Raw genomic sequence first — 17331 nt, 5'->3', positions numbered from 1 at the left:
ATGAACCACGACCAGTCCCACGCCCTATTCTCCCGCGCCCAGCAACTGCTGCCGGGCGGCGTCAATTCGCCGGTGCGCGCGTTCAAGTCGGTCGGCGGCGAGCCGTTCTTCGTCGAGCGCGCCGACGGTGCCTACCTGTATGACGTCGACGGCAATCGCTACATCGACTACGTCGGCTCCTGGGGTCCGATGATCGTCGGCCACAACCACACGGCGGTGCGCCAGGCGGTGAAGAAGGCGATCGACAATGGCCTGTCCTTCGGTGCGCCCTGCGCGGCCGAAGTGACCATGGCCGAGACCATCACCCGCCTGGTGCCGTCGTGCGAGATGGTGCGCATGGTCAACTCCGGCACCGAGGCTACGTTGTCGGCCATCCGCCTGGCGCGCGGTACCACCGGCCGCAACCGCATCGTCAAGTTCGAAGGCTGCTACCACGGCCACGGCGACTCGTTCCTGGTCAAGGCCGGCAGCGGCATGCTGACCCTGGGCGTGCCGACCTCGCCCGGCGTGCCGGCCGGCCTGAGCGAACTGACCCTGACCCTGCCCTACAACGACTTCGAAGCGGCCACCGCGCTGTTCGAGCAGCAGGGCGACGACATCGCCGGCCTGATCATCGAACCGGTGGTTGGCAATGCCAACTGCATCCCGCCGCGCGACGGCTACCTGCAGCACCTGCGCGAACTGTGCACGAAGCACGGCACGCTGCTGATCTTCGACGAAGTGATGACCGGCTTCCGCGTCGCCCTCGGCGGTGCACAGGCGCATTACGGCATCACCCCGGACCTGACCACCTTCGGCAAGATCATCGGCGGCGGCATGCCGGTGGGCGCCTATGGCGGCCGCCGCGAACTGATGCAGCAGATCGCACCGGCCGGCCCGATCTACCAGGCTGGCACGCTGAGCGGCAATCCAGTTGCGATGGCCGCCGGCCTGGCGATGCTGGAACTGATCCAGCAGCCGGGCTTCCACGCCGACCTGGCCGAGCGCACCGCGCGCCTGTGTGCCGGCCTGGAAGCGGCCGCCGCCGAAGCCGGCGTGGTCGTGACCACCACCTGTGTGGGTGCGATGTTCGGGCTGTTCTTCACCAGTGAGAAGGTGGAGACCTATGCGCAGGCCACCGCCTGTGACATTCCGGCGTTCAACCGCTTCTTCCACGCGATGCTGGACCAGGGCGTGTTCCTGGCGCCGTCGGCGTACGAGGCCGGCTTCCTGTCCAGTGCACACGATGACGCCGTGATCGAGGCCACGCTGGCCGCCGCACGCGTGGCGTTCAAGGCCGCCAAGGGCTGAGCCCGCTCTGCACGAAAAAGGGGACGGAGGGGATTAAGTCGTTTGTGCACAAACGACTTAATCCCCTCCGTCCCCTTTTTCCAAGAACGCAGTCGAGCATGGCTCGACTCTACACAGGGCATCAACCGAAGACGAACTTGCCCTTCATCATCGCGAAGTGGCCGGGGAACGAGCAGAAGAAGGTGTAATCCCCACCCTTCTGCAGCCCCTGGGTAGAGAAGCGCACGCGCGTGGTTTCGCCGCCGCCGATCACCTTGGTGTGCGCCAGCACGCGCTTGTCAGCCTTCGGCAGGTAGCTGTCGGCCAGGGTCATGCGCATGCCGGCCATCGCCACCGGCTGGTAATCCGCGCTGCGGGTCAGCACCCAGTTGTGGCCCATCGCGGTAGCGGCCAGCTTGCCGGTGTGGCGCAGGGTCAGGTCGACGGCGGTGCAATCAGCGGCCACCTTGATCTCGCGGCTGCTGAAGCTCATCTGGTCGGTGCTGTCGATACTCACCGCACACACCCGCGCCATCGCCGACGGCGCCAGCATCAGCGCGCCCAGTCCCACTGCCACCATCCAAGCCTTCATCGTTGCGTCTCCTGCGGATTCAAGCGCCATTCTAGGCAGGCGCCTGCGGCCCCGTCTGCGACCGTCTGTCGCATGGCTGGTCCAGGGTTTCCCGCGTGTTCATTGCAATGGCATGCTCGGCCAATGCGGATCGACCTGTTGCTGCTGGATGTGGATGGCGTGCTGGTGCAGTACCAGCGCGCGCAGCGCGTGCTGCACCTGGCGCGGGCGCTGGATGTCGCGCCGGAAACCGTGCAGGCCGCGCTGTACGACAGCGGGCTGGAAGCCCAGCACGACTGCGGCGCACTGGATGGCCCCACCTATCTGGCGCGCCTGGGCCAACAGTTGGGCCGCACCGTTGATGTGCACACCTGGATCGCTGCGCGACAGGCCGCCAGCCATCCACAGCCCGCCGTGCTGCAGCGGCTGCAGGTGCTGCAGCTGCCACTGGCGGTGCTGACCAACAATGGCGAGCTGATGGTGCAGGCCTTGCCCACGCTGCTGCCGGAACTGTTCCCGGCACTGCAGGACCGCGTGTTCTGCAGCGCCGATTTCGGCCTGCGCAAACCCGAGTCAGCGGTGTTCCTGCGTACGCTCGATGTACTGGGCGTCGCGCCTTCGCACACGCTGTTCGTCGATGACCTGTTCGCCAACGTGCGCGGCGCACGCGCCGCCGGCCTGCACGCGGAAACCGTGCGCGATGGCAAGGGCTTGGGCAAGGTGTTGAAGCGCCATCGGATCGGATGACCCGCTGTAGAGCCGAGCCCATGCTCGGCTGCAATTGCCTGACATCACGATGAGCCGAGCATGGCCTCGGCTCTACAGGGATTCCGCGGCAGCCGGGTCAGAGCCCTCTCCGCAGGAGAGGGGTCCGACCCCAGCGGATTCAGCGCGCGGCGATGAACGCGGCAATCGCCGCGCGCAGGCGCTTGAGGCCTTCGGCCACTTCTTCGTCAGTGATGTTCAGCGACGGCACGAAGCGCAGCACGTCCGGGCCGGCCTGCAAGGTCAGCAGGCCCTGCTCGGCGGCGTGGTCGAGGATCGCACCGGCCTGGCCGGCGAAGTCCTTGCTCAGCACCGCGCCCAGCATCAGGCCACGGCCACGCACGTCGCTGAACACACCGAACTCGTCGTTGATGCGGGCGAAGCCATCCCGCAGCGCCTTCGACTGACGGCTGACGTTGGCGGCGATCTCCGCCGAGGCCAGCTTGCGCAGCGCCACGCGCGCGACGGCGGCCGCCAGCGGGTTGCCACCGAAGGTGGTGCCGTGCGCGCCGAACTGCATGGTCTCAGCCACCTTCGGGCCGGCCAGCATCGCGCCGATCGGGAAGCCGCCGCCGAGCGCCTTGGCCAGGGTGACCATGTCCGGCACCACATCGTCCTGCCAGTGCGCGAACAGGGTACCGGTGCGGCCCATGCCGGCCTGGATTTCATCCAGCACCAGCAGTGCGTTGTGCTGGTCGCACAGTTCGCGCACGCGCTTGAGGAAACCGGACTTGGCCGGCATCACGCCGCCTTCGCCCTGGATCGGCTCCAGCATCACCGCCGCCACGTCGCCAGCGGCCATCGCGGTTTCCAGCTGCACTTCATCGTTGAAATCGATGTAGCGGAAGCCACCGGGCAGCGGCTCGTAACCTTCCTGGTACTTCGGCTGGGCAGTCGCGGTCACCGCGCCCATGGTGCGGCCGTGGAAGCTGCCGCGGAAGGTGATGATGACGCGCTTGTCGGCCGGGCGGCCCTGGCTGGAGGCCCACTTGCGGACCATCTTGATCGCCACTTCGTTGGCTTCGGCGCCGGAATTGCACAGGAACACGCGCTCGGCGAAACGGCTGGCCTTCACCAGCTCCTCGGCCAGGTGCAGCGGCGGTGCACTGTAGAACACGTTGCTGGTGTGCCAGAGCTTGCCGGCCTGCTCGACCAGCGCGGCCACCAGGTCCGGATCGTTGTGGCCCAGGCCGCACACGGCGATGCCGGCAGCCAGGTCGATGAACTCACGGCCCTGGCTGTCCCACACGCGGGCGCCCTGGCCGCGCTCCAGTACCACCTGGCGGGGCTTGTAGACCGGCAGGTAATAGTGCGAAAGGGAGATCAGCGGATCGGTAGCGGCGGTCATGGCAGTCGGCAGGGTTCAGGAATCCCCATTCTCGCGCCGGAACCCCTGCGGCACAATGCGCCCATGCGACCGTTTTCCGCCCCCCAGCTGAACCCTGCCACCGAGACCGGCTGGCGCCGTCGGTGGTTCGACATCATCTACCGCCATGACAGCCGGCCGTCGCGCAATTTCGACCTGCTGCTGGTCTACGCGATCATCGCCAGCGTGCTGGTGGTGATGTTCGACAGCGTGCAGCGCTTCCACATCGCCCATGCCGATTGGCTGTACGTGCTGGAATGGGGCTTCACCGTGCTGTTCACCGCCGAATACGTGCTTCGGCTGGTGGTGGTCAAGCGCCCGCTGCGCTACGCGGTGAGCATCTGGGGCATCATCGACCTGGCCTCGATCCTGCCGACCTACCTGTCGCTGTTCATTCCCGGTGCGCAGAGCCTGCTGGTGGTGCGCGCGCTGCGCATCCTGCGCGTGTTCCGCATCCTCAAGCTGACCCGCTACATTGAAGAAAGCGGTGTACTGATGCAGTCGCTGTGGCGCAGCCGGCGCAAGATCCTGCTGTTCCTGTTCACCGTGGTCACCATCACGATCATCGCCGGCACGCTGATGTACGTGATCGAGGGACCGAACCATGGCTTCACCAGCATTCCCAGCAGCATGTACTGGGCGGTGGTGACCATGGCCACGGTCGGCTTCGGCGACATCGTGCCGCAGACTGTGCTCGGCCGCTTCGTCACCTCGGTGCTGATCCTGATCGGCTACAGCATCATCGCCGTGCCCACCGGCATCTACACCGCCGAACTGGCCAGCACCATGCGCGATGCCGAACTGGCCGCGCGCCGCGATTCACGTGGCTGCCCGCACTGCGAGCTGGAAGGCCACGAGCCGGATGCGCGGCACTGCCGCAAATGTGGCGGACCATTGCCGGATACGTTCAGCCATTGAGGCGCATGCAGGCCAGCGGCCGGCACTACCGAAACAGGATGGTGCGCGCCGGGCATGGCCCGGCGCTACCGTGGGCAGGCCCACGCCCTGCGTGGATCGCGCTCAACGCATGCGGTTGCTGGTGGTTACCAGGTCGTTGTAGGCATCCAGAATCGTCGACTGCGCCCCTTCAGGATCGGTGGTGAGCCAGCTGCCCGACGCCTTGCGCTCGGCTGCCAACGCATGGGCGGCGATCGGCTTGCCCTGTTGCAGCCGCTCGACACCGCGTCCGGCAGTACGCACCAGCTTGTCGGCCGAGCGCTGCACATGGCCCCACATCGGGTCGTCCTTGCCGACACTACCGTTCTGGATTTCCGTCACCAACGCCTGATAGTCGGCCAGTTGCCTGCGCAGCACCGCCACATCCGGTGCGTCACCCTGGAACGCCATCGCCAGCTGTTTGCCATCACCGACAAGGCGCAGGTGGTAATACGCCAGCGAGCGGCCTTCGCGTTCCTCAATCTGCTTCAGCTGCGCGGCGCGGCGATCGTTCTCGTTCTTTTCCAGCGCCGCATCCATCGCTTCGCTGGCCTTGAAGAAATCAACATAAGCCTGCATCAGCGGGGCATGCTGGCTGCGCATCCCTTCACCGCCATCGCGACGATAGTCTTCGCGGGTGAAATAGCCATCAGCGCGCTCGACCAGGGTGTTCAGTGCCTGGAACGCCTGCTGGTACTGCCGCGCGGGAGCGTCCAGCGGCGTCGCGGGGGTCTTTGCCAGCGCATCGGTCAGCGGCTGGCCGCAGTACTCGACCCGGTGCGACAGCACCTTGCCGGGCGAACGAGGTTGCGCTTCCTTGCCGGTCGGGCCGACTTCAGGGTCCTTCATCCAGCTGGTGTAGGCCTGGAAGCCCTCGTGAATGGGTTGTTCAACGCCGTTGTAGCATTCGATGTAGGCGTTCACCTTCTCCAGGCCGGGGTCGGCCACAGACAACCCTGCCGATTTGTTGCAGCCGCTCAGGCCAGCCACAGCGCCGATCAGCAGCAGCGGCGCGATACGCAGATAGGAAGTCGTCATGGTCTCTAGCATGGGTGCTGGCGCGCCGGTCACTGGCGGTTGCTCTGGAAAACTAGCGTGTTGTATTCCTGCATGAGCTTGCTGGCAGAGCCACGCGGCGCCATCGACGGCGAATCAAGCATGCGTCGTTCGAAATCGGTGTAAGGCTTCTTCTCGCTGACGCGCTGCAGCCGCTCCTTGCCTTCGCGCCGGAAATTCTCGGCCCCACGCTCGAAGCCTTCCCAGTCGGACTTGCCCGGCTCCTGGTCGGCAACCTTGGCGTGCGCTTCATCGGAAATGCGGTTGAAGGCATCCAGACGTTCACGGGCCTTGGCCTGATCGAAATCATCCTCGCTCATCAGATCCATGATGGCCTTGGCTTCCAGCATCATCGCCAGACGGTAGTACTCGCGGGTGCGCCCCTCGGCCTGCTCCAGCGCCTTGAGCTGCTCGCGCTGGGCAGCGTCGTTCTGGCGCTCCAGCTCGGCATTGAACGTTTCGCTGGCAGCCACGAAATCCTTGAAAGCGGCCATCAAGGGCGCATGCAGCTGCTTGCCCTTGGCAAACTGGTCGTCCTCGTAGTCATGGCGATCGTAGTAGTCGTGCGCGTCCTTGCTCACCGGCACCAGCGCCTTCAGCGCCTGCTGGTAACGGCCTGCAGCCGCATCGAGATCGGCCAGCGCCGGCTTGGCAGCGATCGCCTCGGTTACCGGGGCGTCGCACTGCTTCATGTCGTAATCGCTGATCTCGAACGGCCCGTACACGTGCGTCTCGCGGCCGGTCGGGCCAGCGTCGACATCCTTGATCCAGCGCGTGTAGGACTGGATGCTGCCGCGGGTTTTCGAATCCAGCGCGTTGAAGCAGCTGATGTAGGCGTTGAGCTTGGCGGTCAACTGCTGCTGCGTGTCGGACGGGGCCGCGCTGGCGTCTGCCGTGCCGGAGGCAGCGGCGCCGCCCGCAACTGCGGGTGCCTTGCCACCGCAGGCGGTCAGGATCAACGACAGCGAAGCGGCCAGCGCCGCGACGGAAAGAGTGCGTGACATGTGCTCACATCCCTGTTGAAAACGATTACAGCCACGCATTCTAGCGCAGCAGGCCGAAGGTCGCAGCCCTCGGCCTCTTCCGGCGACGCGCGATCAATCCAGGAACAGATCCGGCAACAATGGACGCGACGGATCCACCGCGTAACCCGAAAGATCGGTGACACCGGCCTGCGCCAGCACTTCATCGTCGATCAGGAACTGGCCGTGGAAGCCCGCCGCTTCGCGCACCAGCACCGCATGCGCGGCGTCGGCCATGATCTGTGGCGTGCGGCAGCCGGCCGCATCCACGCCCGGAATCATGTTGATCGCATCGGTGGCGATCACCGTGCGCGGCCACAGCGCATTCACCGCCACGCCCTGCGGACCGAACTCCGCGGCCAAGCCCAGAGTGACAAAGCTCATGCCCATCTTCGCCAGCGTGTAGCCGGTGTGCGGTGCCCACCACTTTGGGTCCAGGCTCGGCGGCGGTGCCAGGGTGAGGATGTGCGGATTCGGTGCCTGCAGCAGGTACGGCAGGCAGGCCTGCGCGCAGAGGAAACTGCCGCGCGAATTGACCTGCTGCATCAGGTCGAAACGCTTCATCGGCGTATCCAGCGTGCCGCGCAGCCAGATCGCGCTGGCGTTGTTGATCAGGATGTCGATGCCACCGAAGGTGTCGACCGTGGCCGCAACTGCCGCGTTGACCTGATCTTCCTCGCGGATGTCGCACTTCAGCGCCAGGCCCTGGCCGCCGGCGGCGGTCACCGCTTCGGCAGCGGTGTGGATGGTGCCGGGCAACTTCGGATTGGCCACCGAGGACTTGGCGGCGATGGCGACGTTGGCACCGTCGCGCGCGGCGCGCAGTGCAATGGCCAGGCCAATGCCACGCGAGGCACCGGTGATGAAAAGGGTTTTGCCCTGCAGACTGCCCACGTTCCACACTCCAGCGTATGCAATGAGTCGCTAGTATGCCGCGCCGACGCGGAGTTCACCCAGCCTTGACGATACTCGGGTCTCCAGACAACGCACGAGGTCCACGCCATGCGCCGTTCCCGCCTGTTGCTGCCTGCCTTGGGCCTCGCCCTGCTGACTGCCTGCCAGGGCCGTTCGCCGGAACCCGGCAAGGAGCCGCCCGCCGGTGACGCGCCCAGTGCGGAGAAGGCCGCCGCCGACGGCAAGATGCGCTGGAGCGAGGCGGTGGTCTGGGATGGCGACCTCAATGCCTGCCGCCAAGGTGAGAACGCCGCGACCCGCGATTGCCTGCGCGATGCGATGCGCGCGGGTGGCGCCAGCGCCGATGCCATCACCGCCGCCGAGCAGTTGTCCAGCGGCGGCGAGCTGGCCTATGTGACCGCCTGGCACGAGAACGAAGGACTTGGCATTGCCACGGTCGAGTATCCGTTCCGCGCCAACACCAATGAAGGCACGCGACTGGTCGATGCCGGTGGCAAGCGCATCGACGTGGATGCGGTGCAGCTGGACGACACGCTGCGTGCCGACCCCACTGTGCAGGAACTGCTGAAGGCCAACCCACAGGCCACGCCGTTCGCACCGGCGCAGTCGGCCGGCGCTTCGCCATTGGATAACGGCGGCATCCGCCTGCTGTACCGCACGCCGCTGCGCGACTGCCACGCCTGCCCGGACGTGGGCCAGTTGCAGATCGCCTATGACTTCGACGCCAAGCGCAACTTCATCGGCCAGCAAGTGGTACCGGCAACGCCGTAAGCAGGTAGCGCCGGGCCATGCCCGGCGGACGCAGCGTTCAATGCCGCCGGGCATGGCCCGGCGCTACCGATAGCTGCGGACCTGCTTCTGAAGCAGATGCGGCACGATCAGCCGATGCACGGGTGCAACCGGCAGCATGTACGCACGCCCTAACGCGTTGTGGATATGCACCACCGTCGCCACTTCCAGCACGTCACCCTGCCATTGCAGGGCCAGCTGCACGCGCAGATGGCGATCATCGTCTTCCAGCACGATGGCATCGTCGCCCAGCGACTGCAGGGTGAAGATGCCCAGCCGCTGGCCGGGCCGAGGATCCTCAACAACCTGCACCGCACGCAACGACCCCAGATGCTTCATGCCGAGCAGGCGCATGCCGTGGTTGCGCAGCGTCATCAGCCCGTCGAACCAGCCGGGAATGGTCGCCGACATATCGCGGTAGGCCTGCAGAGCCGAGCGCCCATCCCGACGGGTCGTCGCCTGGCAGGCGTGCACGAAGTCGGCACCGGGCAACTGCGCACGCAGCACGCTGCCGGCACCCGGCGGGGCGCTCACCACCTGCGAAGCGCTCACGGCTTCGGCCCCTGCCCTTCGTTGTCTTCCCAGTGCAGGATGCGGCGGGTGACGAAGCGGTAGACCGGCTTGCCGGTGGCGAACCACAGCTCGCGCACCCACGAGGTGCGCTTGAGCACACGCTTTTCCACCGGGGTGAGCGACTCGCGGCAGTACATGCGCTTGTGCTTGAGCAGGTGGCGCAGATCCTCGCGGGCTAGCAACCGCATCCAGCGCGAGCGCGGGTTGCCGATCACCGCCAGCTGGAAGTCGATCAGCGCCGGCCGACCATCCTCGGTGACCAGCCAGTTGGCTTCCTTGGCCAGGTCGTTGTGGGCGACACCGTTGCGATGCAGCTGCTGCAGCAGGCGACGCGCCGAGCGGAACCAGGCCAGATCGCCGCGCGGCGGGCGCTGGTACATGGCGTCGCCGGCCATGAAACTGCGGTCCAGGTGACGGCCATTCCAGGCCAGCAGCTGCGGCACATCGGCCATGCCGTGGATGTGCTGCAGCGCGCGTGCCTCGCGGCGGGCCAACCACCATGCGGGCAGCCGCAGCCACAGCGGTGTGGCGCCCAGATCACGGCGCACGAACGGGCCATCGGGCCCTTTCACAAGAAGGATCTGGCCGAAGCTGTCGGCCTTCAAAGCATGCGGTGGAGCGTCTGGCGTATGCGGCATGGGCCCATTCTAGGCGATGGCGCCGGTTGCAAACGGTCACGAAGCGGCTGGGAACCAGTCACCTTCACGCCCCTATAATCGGGCAATGGACTCTTCATGGATCGACGCCACGCTTGCGTGGATTGCCGCTCACCCCGTGTTGGCGGGTGCCGTTATCTTCCTCATCGCCTTCTGCGATGCGGTCATCATTCTTGGCGCCATCGTGCCGGCGCTGCCGTTGCTGTTCGCGGTGGGCGTCTTCATCGGCCTGGGCCAGATCTCCGGGCCGTACGCGGTTGCGGCTGCAGCCCTGGGCGCCTTTGCCGGCGACGGCATCAGCTACTGGATCGGCCGCCGCTGGGGTGACCGCCTGCGCGGCGTCTGGCCGTTCAGCCGCTACCCGCAGCTACTCGACCGCGGCGAGAACCTGTTCCGCCGCAATGCGTTCAAGAGCATCCTGATCGCACGCTACGTCGGCGCGATCCGCCCGTTCGTGCCAGCCATTGCCGGCATGATGAAGATGCCAGCCAGCCGTTACGTGCAGGCCAGCGGCATCGCCAGCATTTCGTGGGCGGTGCTGTTCCTGGCGCCGGGCTGGATTCTTGGCGAGGCGTATGACGCCGTGGCCGCCGTGGCCGGACGACTGGTGGTGGTGGTCGGCCTGCTGGCGGTGATCCTCGGCCTGGTCTGGGCCATCGTTCTGTACGGCTATCGCTGGTCGGCCGCGCGCATGGACAACTGGCTGGCGCGCCTGCTGGATTGGTCCAACCGTCACCCGACGCTGGGCCGCTACACCGTTGGCGTGCTGGACCCGAAGCGCCGCGAGTCGGTGCCGCTGGCGATGCTGGCGTTGATGCTGCTGGTGCTGGGCTGGGGCTGGTTCGCGTTGCTGACCGTGGTGGTCGCACACGGCGAGCCGCTGGCGATCGATCTGCTGGTGCACCAGGCCATGCTGGCGCTGCGCAACCCGCTGGCCGACTACCCGATGGCCGCGCTGGCTTCGCTGGGGGCGTGGCAGGTACTGCTGCCGGCCACCGCTGCGGCGATGGGCTACCTGATCTGGCGCCGGCGCTGGATGGCGGCCGCGCACTGGCTGGCCGCCCTCGCCTTCGGCCTGGCGCTGACCATGCTGCTCGGTGCCACCGTGGATGTGGTGCGCCCGGTCGACGCCAGCAGCGGCTTCGGCTTCCCGTCGGTGTCGGTGACCATGGCCACCATCACCTTCGGTTTCTTCGCGGTGCTGATCGCCCGCGAGATGCCCGGCCGCACCCGCGTCTGGCCCTACCTGGTGTCGGGCATCGTGGTCAGCCTGATCGGCTTCTCGCGCCTGTACCTGGGCGCGCATTGGCTGAGCGATGTGATCGGCGGCATGCTGTTCGGCACGTTCTGGCTGCTGGTGCTGGGCATCGCCTACCGCCGCCGCTTCAACCGCTCGTTCTGGGTAAAGCCGGTGGCCTGGCTGTTCTACGGCGTGTTCGCGGTAGCGGCGATGTGGTACGCGCCGCGCCACATTCCGGTGAAGCTGGAGCGCTTCGAGCCGACCCTGCCGGCACCGCAGGCGATGGATGCGCAGGCCTGGTGGCAGCACGATTGGGCCACGCTGCCGGCACGCCGCAACGAGTTCGACGACGACCAGCGCTGGCCGCTGGACGTGCAGGTGGCCGGGCCGCTGGCACCGCTGCAGGCTCAGCTGGAAGCGCGCGGCTGGAAGCGGCAGGAACAGGCTGGCTGGCAGCAGGCGCTGCTGATGCTGGACAAGAACACCGGTGCAGATGAACTGCCGGTGTTGCCGGCAACGCTGGACACCCGCGTGGAAGCACTGCTGATGGTGCGCCAGGGCGCGAAGCCGGATGAGCGCTATGTGCTGCGCCTGTGGCCCGCACCCGCGCAGTTGCAGCCGGGCAACACGCCGCTGTGGCTGGGCAGTGCACAGACCCTGCGCTACGAGCGCCACTTCGAATGGATCGGCATGTGGCACCCGTTGCGTGGTGTCGACCCGGCCTTGAATGCAGTGAAGGACGCCGTGCAGGACCTGCCGCAGCGCGAAGACGTGCACAGCGAAACCGGATTGCCGGTGCTGCGGTTGAAGACCACGCCGTGATGGCGCCGCCGGGCATGGCCCGGCGCTACCGGGACGCGGCCAGGTAGCGCCGGGCCATGCCCGGCGGGCAGATCCACGGCACGCATGGAGCGCTTTTTACGGCATCCAGCCCAGCAATTGCTGCAACCGCTGGTGCGGGTCGTCCATCTGCAGCAGCTGCAGGCGCTGCTGCTCGCTCAGCGGCAGCAGCTCGGCCAACCGCCAGCCGACCCAGCTGGCCTGGTCCAGCAGTGCCGGGCTGGCGGGCGCATAGGCCTCGCCCGCCTGTTCGATGATGTGCCCCAGCACCGTGGCCAGCAGCGCATGCTGCGGCTTCAATTCGTCATCGGGATCTTCCTCGCACCAGTGCACGTCGGCCACCACCAGGCCGTTGTCGCGCACGCGGGTGCGCTCGACATGGAAGCGGCGGGTACCGCGCAGGCGCAGCTGCAGTACGCCATCGGCGCCGACATCGAAGTCTTCGATGCGTACCTGCACGCCATACGCTGCCGGTGTCGCCGGGGCTCCCACTTCCTGGCCGTCGAGGATCAGGCAGACACCAAAGCCTTCGCCACTGCGACCGCTGTCGCGGACCAGATCCAGATAGCGGCGCTCGAACACACGCAGGCCCACCGCTGCACCCGGCACCAGCGTGGTGTGCAGCGGAAACAGCGGCAGCGAATCGTCGGCGCTCATCGGGCCTGCAGGGCAGCGAGGAAGCGGCGCGGTGCGCCGTCGAAGCCACCGTTGGACATGAACACCACATGGTCACCGCTGCGCACGCTGGACTGCAGCTGCGCCAGCAACGCGTCGGTATCGGGTACCGCATGCGCTTCACCACGCACGGCGGCGACCACTGCCGCCGCGTCCCACGCGAGCTCAGGGCGGTGCAGGAACACCACTTCATCGGCCAGCGCCAGCGACGGGGCCAGCGCCTGCGCATGCGCGCCCAACCGCATCGAATTGCTGCGCGGCTCCATCGCGACCACGATGCGCGCATCGCCAACCTTGGCACGCAGGCCTTCCAGCGTGGTGGCGATCGCGGTCGGGTGATGGGCGAAATCGTCGTAGACGGTGATGCCATCGTGGCTGCCGATCACCTCCATGCGGCGCTTGACGCTGCGGAAGTGCGCCAGCGCCGGGATCACCTCGGCCGGGGCCACGCCCACCGCATGCGCGGCAGCCAGTGCGGCCAGGCCGTTGAGCACGTTGTGGCGGCCCAGCAACGACCACTGCACGTCACCCAGCGCCTGCCCGCGATGGTGCACGCGGAACGCGCTGCCATCGGCGGCCAGCAGTTCGGCGTGCCACTCCAGCGAGGGATCGAAACCAAAGCGCTCCACCGGGGTCCAGCAGCCCATGGCCAGTACTTCGGCCAGGTGCGGGTCCTCGCCGTTGACGATCAAGCGGCCGCGAGCCGGCACCGTGCGCACCAGGTGGTGGAACTGGCGCTGGATCGCAGCCACGTCCGGGAAGATGTCGGCGTGGTCGTATTCGAGGTTGTTGAGGATGGCCACCAACGGCCGGTAGTGCACGAACTTGCTGCGCTTGTCGAAGAAGGCGGTGTCGTATTCATCGGCCTCGACCACGAACTCGCGGCCCTGGCCCAGCCGGGCTGAAACGCCGAAGTCCTCAGCTACGCCGCCGATCAGGAAACCCGGCGAGCGCCCAGCGCTTTCCAGCAGCCAGGTGAGGATGGTGGTGGTGGTGGTCTTGCCGTGGGTGCCGGCCACAGCCAGGGTATCGCGCCCCGGCAGGACCTGCTCGGACAGCCACTGCGCCCCGGAAATGTAACGCTGGCCGGCATCAAGCACGGCCTCCACGGCCGCGTTGCCGCGCGACAGCGCGTTGCCGATCACCACCTGGCCGGTGTCGGCCGGCACGCTGTCGGCGCGGTAGCCCTGGTCCAGGGTGATGCCCAGCTGCTCGAGCTGGGTCGACATCGGCGGGTAGATGGCCTGGTCGCTGCCGCTGACCGTATGGCCCAGTTCCCGCGCCAGGGCGGCCACGCCGCCCATGAAGGTGCCGGCGATTGCAAGGATATGTACGCTGCTCATGACCGAGGATTGTGACTGATGACGGCTGTATAGGGCCAATGTCCGACCGGGGGTAAGACAAGTCCTACACAGGATGTGAGAAAACTCCAATCTTCTGTCAGGGAAATCCCGATAGCGATGTTCTGTGAACCCGGACACAATTCGAACTGCCAGCCGCAGTACCCGAACCGGTCCTACTCCCCAAGAGGCCATCCCCAAGGGAGCTCATGCTGCGGGGCCCTGAGCAAGCCCTCTGCTGGCGCCTATGAAACGACACAGGCCTGATCCTCGCGGACCAGGCCTGTGTTTTTTGCGCCCGGGGGCCGGCAAGACGCCGGCCCGGCCGGTTCAACCCTTGATCGCCGCCAGGATGCGGGCTTCGATCTCGTCCAGCTCACCGACGCCGTCGACGCGGGCCAGAGTGCCACGGGCGGCATAGAAGTCGACCACCGGGGCGGTCTGGTCGTTGTAGACCTGCAGGCGCTGACGCACCGCTTCCGGACTGTCATCGGCGCGGCCCTGCTCCTTGGCACGACCGGCGATGCGGTCGACCAGCAGCTCGGTGGCCACGTCCAGCTGCACCACCGCGTCCAGCGGCTGGCCGATCTTGGCCAGCAGGCCGTCCATCGCATTGGCCTGGGCCACATTGCGCGGGTAGCCATCCAGGATGAAGCCCTTGGCGACATCGGCCTGGGTCAGGCGCGACTCCAGCATGCCCAGCAGGATGTCGTCCGAGACCAGGTTGCCGGCGTCCATGACGGCCTTGGCCTGCTTGCCCAGCTCGGAGCCGGCAGCGATTTCCGCGCGCAGCATGTCACCGGTCGAAATGTGGGCGATACCCAGCTTTTCCTTCAGGCGCGTCGCCTGTGTCCCCTTGCCCGAACCGGGCGGTCCCAACAGAACCAATCGCATTGACCTGACTCCAACGTGTTGAAAATTAAGAAGGTTCGCGTCCCGGACGGTCCGGTATCGCTGCACCGCAATAGCGCCACTTTACCGCATACGGGTAATGTCCCTGCAATGTCCCCTCCCCCGAGCAGGTAGAAGCATGCGCAACGGTACTCTCCTTTATGCCCAGTCCGGCGGTGTCACCGCGGTCATCAATGCCACTGCAGCAGCGGTGATCGAGCAGGCCCGCGCCAAGGGCATCAAGGTACTGGCCGCCCGCAACGGCATCCTCGGCGCGCTGCGCGAGGAGCTGATCGACACCAGCAAGGAGAGTGCTGCGGCCATCCGCGCCCTCGCCCACACCCCGGGCGGCGCCTTCGGTTCGTGCCGGGTCAAGCTGAAATCGCTGGATGCCGACCGCGCCCGCTACGACCGCCTGCTGCAGGTGCTGCAGGCCCACGATGTGCGCTGGTTCCTCTACAACGGCGGCAACGACTCGGCCGATACCGCGCTGAAGGTCTCGCAGCTGGCCAAGGCCTCCGGCTATGACCTGACCTGCATCGGTGTACCCAAGACCATCGACAACGACCTGGCGGTGACCGATACCTGCCCGGGCTTCGGCTCGGCGGCCAAATACACCGCCGTGTCGGTGCGCGAGGCAGCGCTGGACGTGGCGGCGATGGCAGAGACCTCCACCCGCGTCTTCATCTACGAGGCGATGGGCCGCCATGCCGGTTGGCTGGCGGCGGCCGCCGGCCTGGCAGGCAATGGCGATGACGAGGCCCCGCACATCATCCTGCTGCCCGAACGCGCCTATGACGAGGCGGTGTTCCTGGCCAAGGTCAAGGCTGTGGTGGAACGCGTCGGCTACTGCGTGGTGGTGGCCTCGGAAGGCATCGCCACCGCCGATGGCCGCTTCGTCGCCGACGCCGGTGGCGGCAAGGACTCGTTCGGCCACTCGCAGCTGGGCGGCGTGGCCGCGCATCTGGCCGGCCGGGTCAAGGACCAGCTGGGCCTGAAGGTGCACTGGGCGCTGCCCGACTACCTGCAGCGTTCGGCCCGCCACCTGGCCAGCAAGACCGACTGGGAGCAGGCGCAGGCAGTCGGCAAGGCCGCGGTGCAGCTGGCACTGAAGGGCCAGAACGGCGTGATGCCGGTGATCGTGCGCAGCAGCGATGCGCCCTACCGCTGGAAGATCGAAGCGGCACCGCTGTCGAAGATCGCAAACCACGAGAAGAAGATGCCCGCCGGCTTCATCCGCCGCGATGGCTTCGGCATCACCGCCAAGGCACGCGCCTACCTGTCACCGCTGATCAAGGGCGAAGCCCCGCTGCCGTACGGCACCGACGGCCTGCCGAAGTACGTGACGCTGAAGAACGTGGCCGTGAAGCAGAAGCTGCCGGCCTTCGAGGGCTGAGCCGAAAAAGGGGACGGAGGGGATTAAGTCGTATACGCCCTTCTGTGCTGAGCCCTGTGCGGAGCGCAGGGCACATTGCGGCGGCCGCCGAAGCACCCCACAATCGGGCTCCGGCCCGGGGCAAAGGGGCCGCCGCAAGCCAGATTCGACGCTGCCCGGCCTTCAAGGCCCGGGCCTGTGCTGCCATTTCACAAGGACTGTAACCATGAAGCACCCGATCCTGATCGCCGCGCTGCTGTGCGGCGCTGCCGCGCCGGCCTTCGCTGCGACCTGCGAAAGCAACTTCCAGAAGAAGGGCAATCCCTTCGTCGGCACGACCTTCACTTCATCGGTCACCCATCCGGACCTGACCGTGGCCAGTGCCATCGGCCAGATGCGGGTGATCGCCAAGAACGCCAACATGGATGTCCTCAGCGAGGACGTGGAAGGCGGCTCGATGCTGATCGAAGAACCGGAAACCATGGCCCACAAGCCGATTCCGATGATCATCAGTGCCACCTCCGAAGGCGGCCAGGGCACCGTCGGCATGGTGGTGAAGGTCAACAAGGGCGCCATTGCCTCGGCCGATGGCGTGCGCGAAGAAATGTGCAAGCTGCTCAACCAGATCAAGCCGGGCAAGGCTGGCGAACAAGCAGCCAAGGCCACTCCGCAGGCGTCGGTGGTAACGATTGCCGCCGACCGCTTCGGCTTCCAGCTGCGCAACCAGAACAAGGACAACCCGGCCGCGGTCGAGCCGCGCTACAAGGGCAAGACCTACGCCATCACCGGTCGCATCACCTCCGTGCTGCGCAGTGGCGGCACCTACAACACCAGCTTCGACCTGCCCAGCGATGGCAGCATCGACTTTGAGCGCGTGGCCATTTCCTGCTCGTTCGCAGCCAACCAGGCCGCGTATGCGCTGGCCCTGCGCCCGCGCGAGAAGGTGACGCTGACCGGCGTGGTCGACAGCTACGACCAGATTGGTCGTGTGTTGTGGCTGAAGGACTGCCGCGGCAACTGATCGCTGCCAGCATGGGAAAAGGCCCGGGTGC

At 66.8% G+C, this 17331-nt stretch carries 17 protein-coding genes; 7 read left to right on the top strand and 10 right to left on the bottom strand.

The window, feature by feature from the left end:
* Positions 1-1290: a glutamate-1-semialdehyde 2,1-aminomutase gene (hemL, locus tag AC0Z6F_RS12575; RefSeq protein WP_485616942.1), complete on the top strand. Its 1290-nt coding sequence runs from the start codon at positions 1-3 to the stop codon at positions 1288-1290.
* Positions 1291-1411: 121 nt separating this feature from the next.
* On the opposite strand, the gene azu is transcribed toward hemL, so the two are convergent.
* A complete protein-coding gene (gene azu / locus AC0Z6F_RS12570; RefSeq protein WP_006389875.1) occupies positions 1412-1861 on the bottom strand; it encodes an azurin in 450 nt (149 codons plus the stop codon).
* A 123-nt stretch (positions 1862-1984) separates the two neighbouring features.
* On the opposite strand from azu, the gene AC0Z6F_RS12565 reads away from it, so the two are divergent.
* On the top strand, positions 1985-2587 hold the full coding sequence (locus AC0Z6F_RS12565) for an HAD-IA family hydrolase (protein WP_485616941.1): 603 nt from the start codon (positions 1985-1987) through the stop codon (positions 2585-2587).
* 139 nt (positions 2588-2726) lie between these two features.
* On the opposite strand, the gene AC0Z6F_RS12560 is transcribed toward AC0Z6F_RS12565, so the two are convergent.
* Positions 2727-3953: an acetylornithine transaminase gene (locus tag AC0Z6F_RS12560; protein ID WP_006467246.1), complete on the bottom strand. Its 1227-nt coding sequence runs from the start codon at positions 3951-3953 to the stop codon at positions 2727-2729.
* Between the two features lie 63 nt (positions 3954-4016).
* Between AC0Z6F_RS12560 and AC0Z6F_RS12555 the strand changes: the two genes are divergently transcribed.
* Complete coding sequence (locus AC0Z6F_RS12555; RefSeq protein ID WP_485616939.1) at positions 4017-4889, top strand: ion transporter; 873 nt, start codon at positions 4017-4019, stop codon at positions 4887-4889.
* A 102-nt stretch (positions 4890-4991) separates the two neighbouring features.
* On the opposite strand, the gene AC0Z6F_RS12550 is transcribed toward AC0Z6F_RS12555, so the two are convergent.
* The 3 genes from AC0Z6F_RS12550 to AC0Z6F_RS12540 all read right to left on the bottom strand — a co-directional run bounded on the left by AC0Z6F_RS12550 (position 4992) and on the right by AC0Z6F_RS12540 (position 7879).
* The gene (locus AC0Z6F_RS12550) at positions 4992-5957 is read right to left on the bottom strand and encodes a YiiG family protein (protein ID WP_485616938.1); all 966 of its coding nucleotides are present in this window, start codon (positions 5955-5957) and stop codon (positions 4992-4994) included.
* 17 nt (positions 5958-5974) lie between these two features.
* The gene (locus AC0Z6F_RS12545) at positions 5975-6967 is read right to left on the bottom strand and encodes a YiiG family protein (protein ID WP_012512016.1); all 993 of its coding nucleotides are present in this window, start codon (positions 6965-6967) and stop codon (positions 5975-5977) included.
* A 93-nt stretch (positions 6968-7060) separates the two neighbouring features.
* Positions 7061-7879: an SDR family oxidoreductase gene (locus tag AC0Z6F_RS12540; protein WP_100435206.1), complete on the bottom strand. Its 819-nt coding sequence runs from the start codon at positions 7877-7879 to the stop codon at positions 7061-7063.
* A 108-nt stretch (positions 7880-7987) separates the two neighbouring features.
* On the opposite strand from AC0Z6F_RS12540, the gene AC0Z6F_RS12535 reads away from it, so the two are divergent.
* Positions 7988-8671 (top strand): hypothetical protein, encoded by a 684-nt coding sequence (locus tag AC0Z6F_RS12535; RefSeq protein WP_012512018.1) that lies wholly within the window; start codon positions 7988-7990, stop codon positions 8669-8671.
* Between the two features lie 63 nt (positions 8672-8734).
* On the opposite strand, the gene AC0Z6F_RS12530 is transcribed toward AC0Z6F_RS12535, so the two are convergent.
* Both AC0Z6F_RS12530 and AC0Z6F_RS12525 read right to left on the bottom strand, forming a co-directional pair.
* Positions 8735-9241 carry a DUF2867 domain-containing protein gene (locus tag AC0Z6F_RS12530; RefSeq protein WP_485616937.1) on the bottom strand — a complete coding sequence of 169 codons (507 nt, stop codon included), beginning with the start codon at positions 9239-9241 and terminating at the stop codon, positions 8735-8737.
* Positions 9238-9900: a serine/threonine-protein kinase gene (locus AC0Z6F_RS12525; protein ID WP_006389922.1), complete on the bottom strand. Its 663-nt coding sequence runs from the start codon at positions 9898-9900 to the stop codon at positions 9238-9240. The genes AC0Z6F_RS12530 and AC0Z6F_RS12525 overlap by 4 nt, the downstream gene beginning before the upstream one ends.
* 85 nt (positions 9901-9985) lie before the next feature.
* Between AC0Z6F_RS12525 and AC0Z6F_RS12520 the strand changes: the two genes are divergently transcribed.
* A complete protein-coding gene (locus tag AC0Z6F_RS12520; RefSeq protein ID WP_329894239.1) occupies positions 9986-11980 on the top strand; it encodes a bifunctional DedA family/phosphatase PAP2 family protein in 1995 nt (664 codons plus the stop codon).
* Between the two features lie 96 nt (positions 11981-12076).
* Here the strand turns inward: AC0Z6F_RS12520 and AC0Z6F_RS12515 are convergent, their stop codons facing one another.
* From AC0Z6F_RS12515 to AC0Z6F_RS12505, 3 genes are all read right to left on the bottom strand, one after another.
* A complete protein-coding gene (locus AC0Z6F_RS12515; RefSeq protein ID WP_006389956.1) occupies positions 12077-12655 on the bottom strand; it encodes an LON peptidase substrate-binding domain-containing protein in 579 nt (192 codons plus the stop codon).
* Positions 12652-14016 carry a UDP-N-acetylmuramate:L-alanyl-gamma-D-glutamyl-meso-diaminopimelate ligase gene (gene mpl / locus AC0Z6F_RS12510; RefSeq protein WP_012512022.1) on the bottom strand — a complete coding sequence of 455 codons (1365 nt, stop codon included), beginning with the start codon at positions 14014-14016 and terminating at the stop codon, positions 12652-12654. Before mpl ends, AC0Z6F_RS12515 begins: the two co-directional genes overlap by 4 nt.
* A gap of 327 nt (positions 14017-14343) precedes the next feature.
* A complete protein-coding gene (locus tag AC0Z6F_RS12505) occupies positions 14344-14907 on the bottom strand; it encodes an adenylate kinase (protein ID WP_012512023.1) in 564 nt (187 codons plus the stop codon).
* A gap of 136 nt (positions 14908-15043) precedes the next feature.
* Between AC0Z6F_RS12505 and AC0Z6F_RS12500 the strand changes: the two genes are divergently transcribed.
* Together AC0Z6F_RS12500 and AC0Z6F_RS12495 are read left to right on the top strand one after the other, a co-directional pair.
* A complete protein-coding gene (locus AC0Z6F_RS12500; protein WP_006390031.1) occupies positions 15044-16300 on the top strand; it encodes a 6-phosphofructokinase in 1257 nt (418 codons plus the stop codon).
* A 205-nt stretch (positions 16301-16505) separates the two neighbouring features.
* Positions 16506-17300, top strand: a complete 795-nt coding sequence (locus AC0Z6F_RS12495) for a hypothetical protein (protein ID WP_006390034.1) — start codon at positions 16506-16508, stop codon at positions 17298-17300.
* Positions 17301-17331 lie beyond the last annotated feature (31 nt).

This window comes from Stenotrophomonas sp. 1L-E-5-B-C3 (genome assembly GCF_057292075.1).
This window is presented reverse-complemented; position numbering and strand designations above follow the sequence as displayed.

What these genes read in the sequence shown, in the direction of transcription:
- AC0Z6F_RS12505 (WP_012512023.1), bottom strand. Translation starts at nt 14,907, where the DNA reads ATGCGATTGGTTCTGTTGGGACCGCCCGGTTCGGGCAAGGGGACACAG.
- AC0Z6F_RS12545 (WP_012512016.1), bottom strand. Translation starts at nt 6,967, where the DNA reads ATGTCACGCACTCTTTCCGTCGCGGCGCTGGCCGCTTCGCTGTCGTTG.
- AC0Z6F_RS12550 (WP_485616938.1), bottom strand. Translation starts at nt 5,957, where the DNA reads ATGCTAGAGACCATGACGACTTCCTATCTGCGTATCGCGCCGCTGCTG.
- AC0Z6F_RS12500 (WP_006390031.1), top strand. Translation starts at nt 15,044, where the DNA reads ATGCGCAACGGTACTCTCCTTTATGCCCAGTCCGGCGGTGTCACCGCG.
- mpl (WP_012512022.1), bottom strand. Translation starts at nt 14,016, where the DNA reads ATGAGCAGCGTACATATCCTTGCAATCGCCGGCACCTTCATGGGCGGC.
- AC0Z6F_RS12560 (WP_006467246.1), bottom strand. Translation starts at nt 3,953, where the DNA reads ATGACCGCCGCTACCGATCCGCTGATCTCCCTTTCGCACTATTACCTG.
- AC0Z6F_RS12520 (WP_329894239.1), top strand. Translation starts at nt 9,986, where the DNA reads ATGGACTCTTCATGGATCGACGCCACGCTTGCGTGGATTGCCGCTCAC.
- azu (WP_006389875.1), bottom strand. Translation starts at nt 1,861, where the DNA reads ATGAAGGCTTGGATGGTGGCAGTGGGACTGGGCGCGCTGATGCTGGCG.
- AC0Z6F_RS12535 (WP_012512018.1), top strand. Translation starts at nt 7,988, where the DNA reads ATGCGCCGTTCCCGCCTGTTGCTGCCTGCCTTGGGCCTCGCCCTGCTG.
- AC0Z6F_RS12555 (WP_485616939.1), top strand. Translation starts at nt 4,017, where the DNA reads ATGCGACCGTTTTCCGCCCCCCAGCTGAACCCTGCCACCGAGACCGGC.
- hemL (WP_485616942.1), top strand. Translation starts at nt 1, where the DNA reads ATGAACCACGACCAGTCCCACGCCCTATTCTCCCGCGCCCAGCAACTG.
- AC0Z6F_RS12565 (WP_485616941.1), top strand. Translation starts at nt 1,985, where the DNA reads ATGCGGATCGACCTGTTGCTGCTGGATGTGGATGGCGTGCTGGTGCAG.
- AC0Z6F_RS12515 (WP_006389956.1), bottom strand. Translation starts at nt 12,655, where the DNA reads ATGAGCGCCGACGATTCGCTGCCGCTGTTTCCGCTGCACACCACGCTG.
- AC0Z6F_RS12495 (WP_006390034.1), top strand. Translation starts at nt 16,506, where the DNA reads ATGAAGCACCCGATCCTGATCGCCGCGCTGCTGTGCGGCGCTGCCGCG.
- AC0Z6F_RS12525 (WP_006389922.1), bottom strand. Translation starts at nt 9,900, where the DNA reads ATGCCGCATACGCCAGACGCTCCACCGCATGCTTTGAAGGCCGACAGC.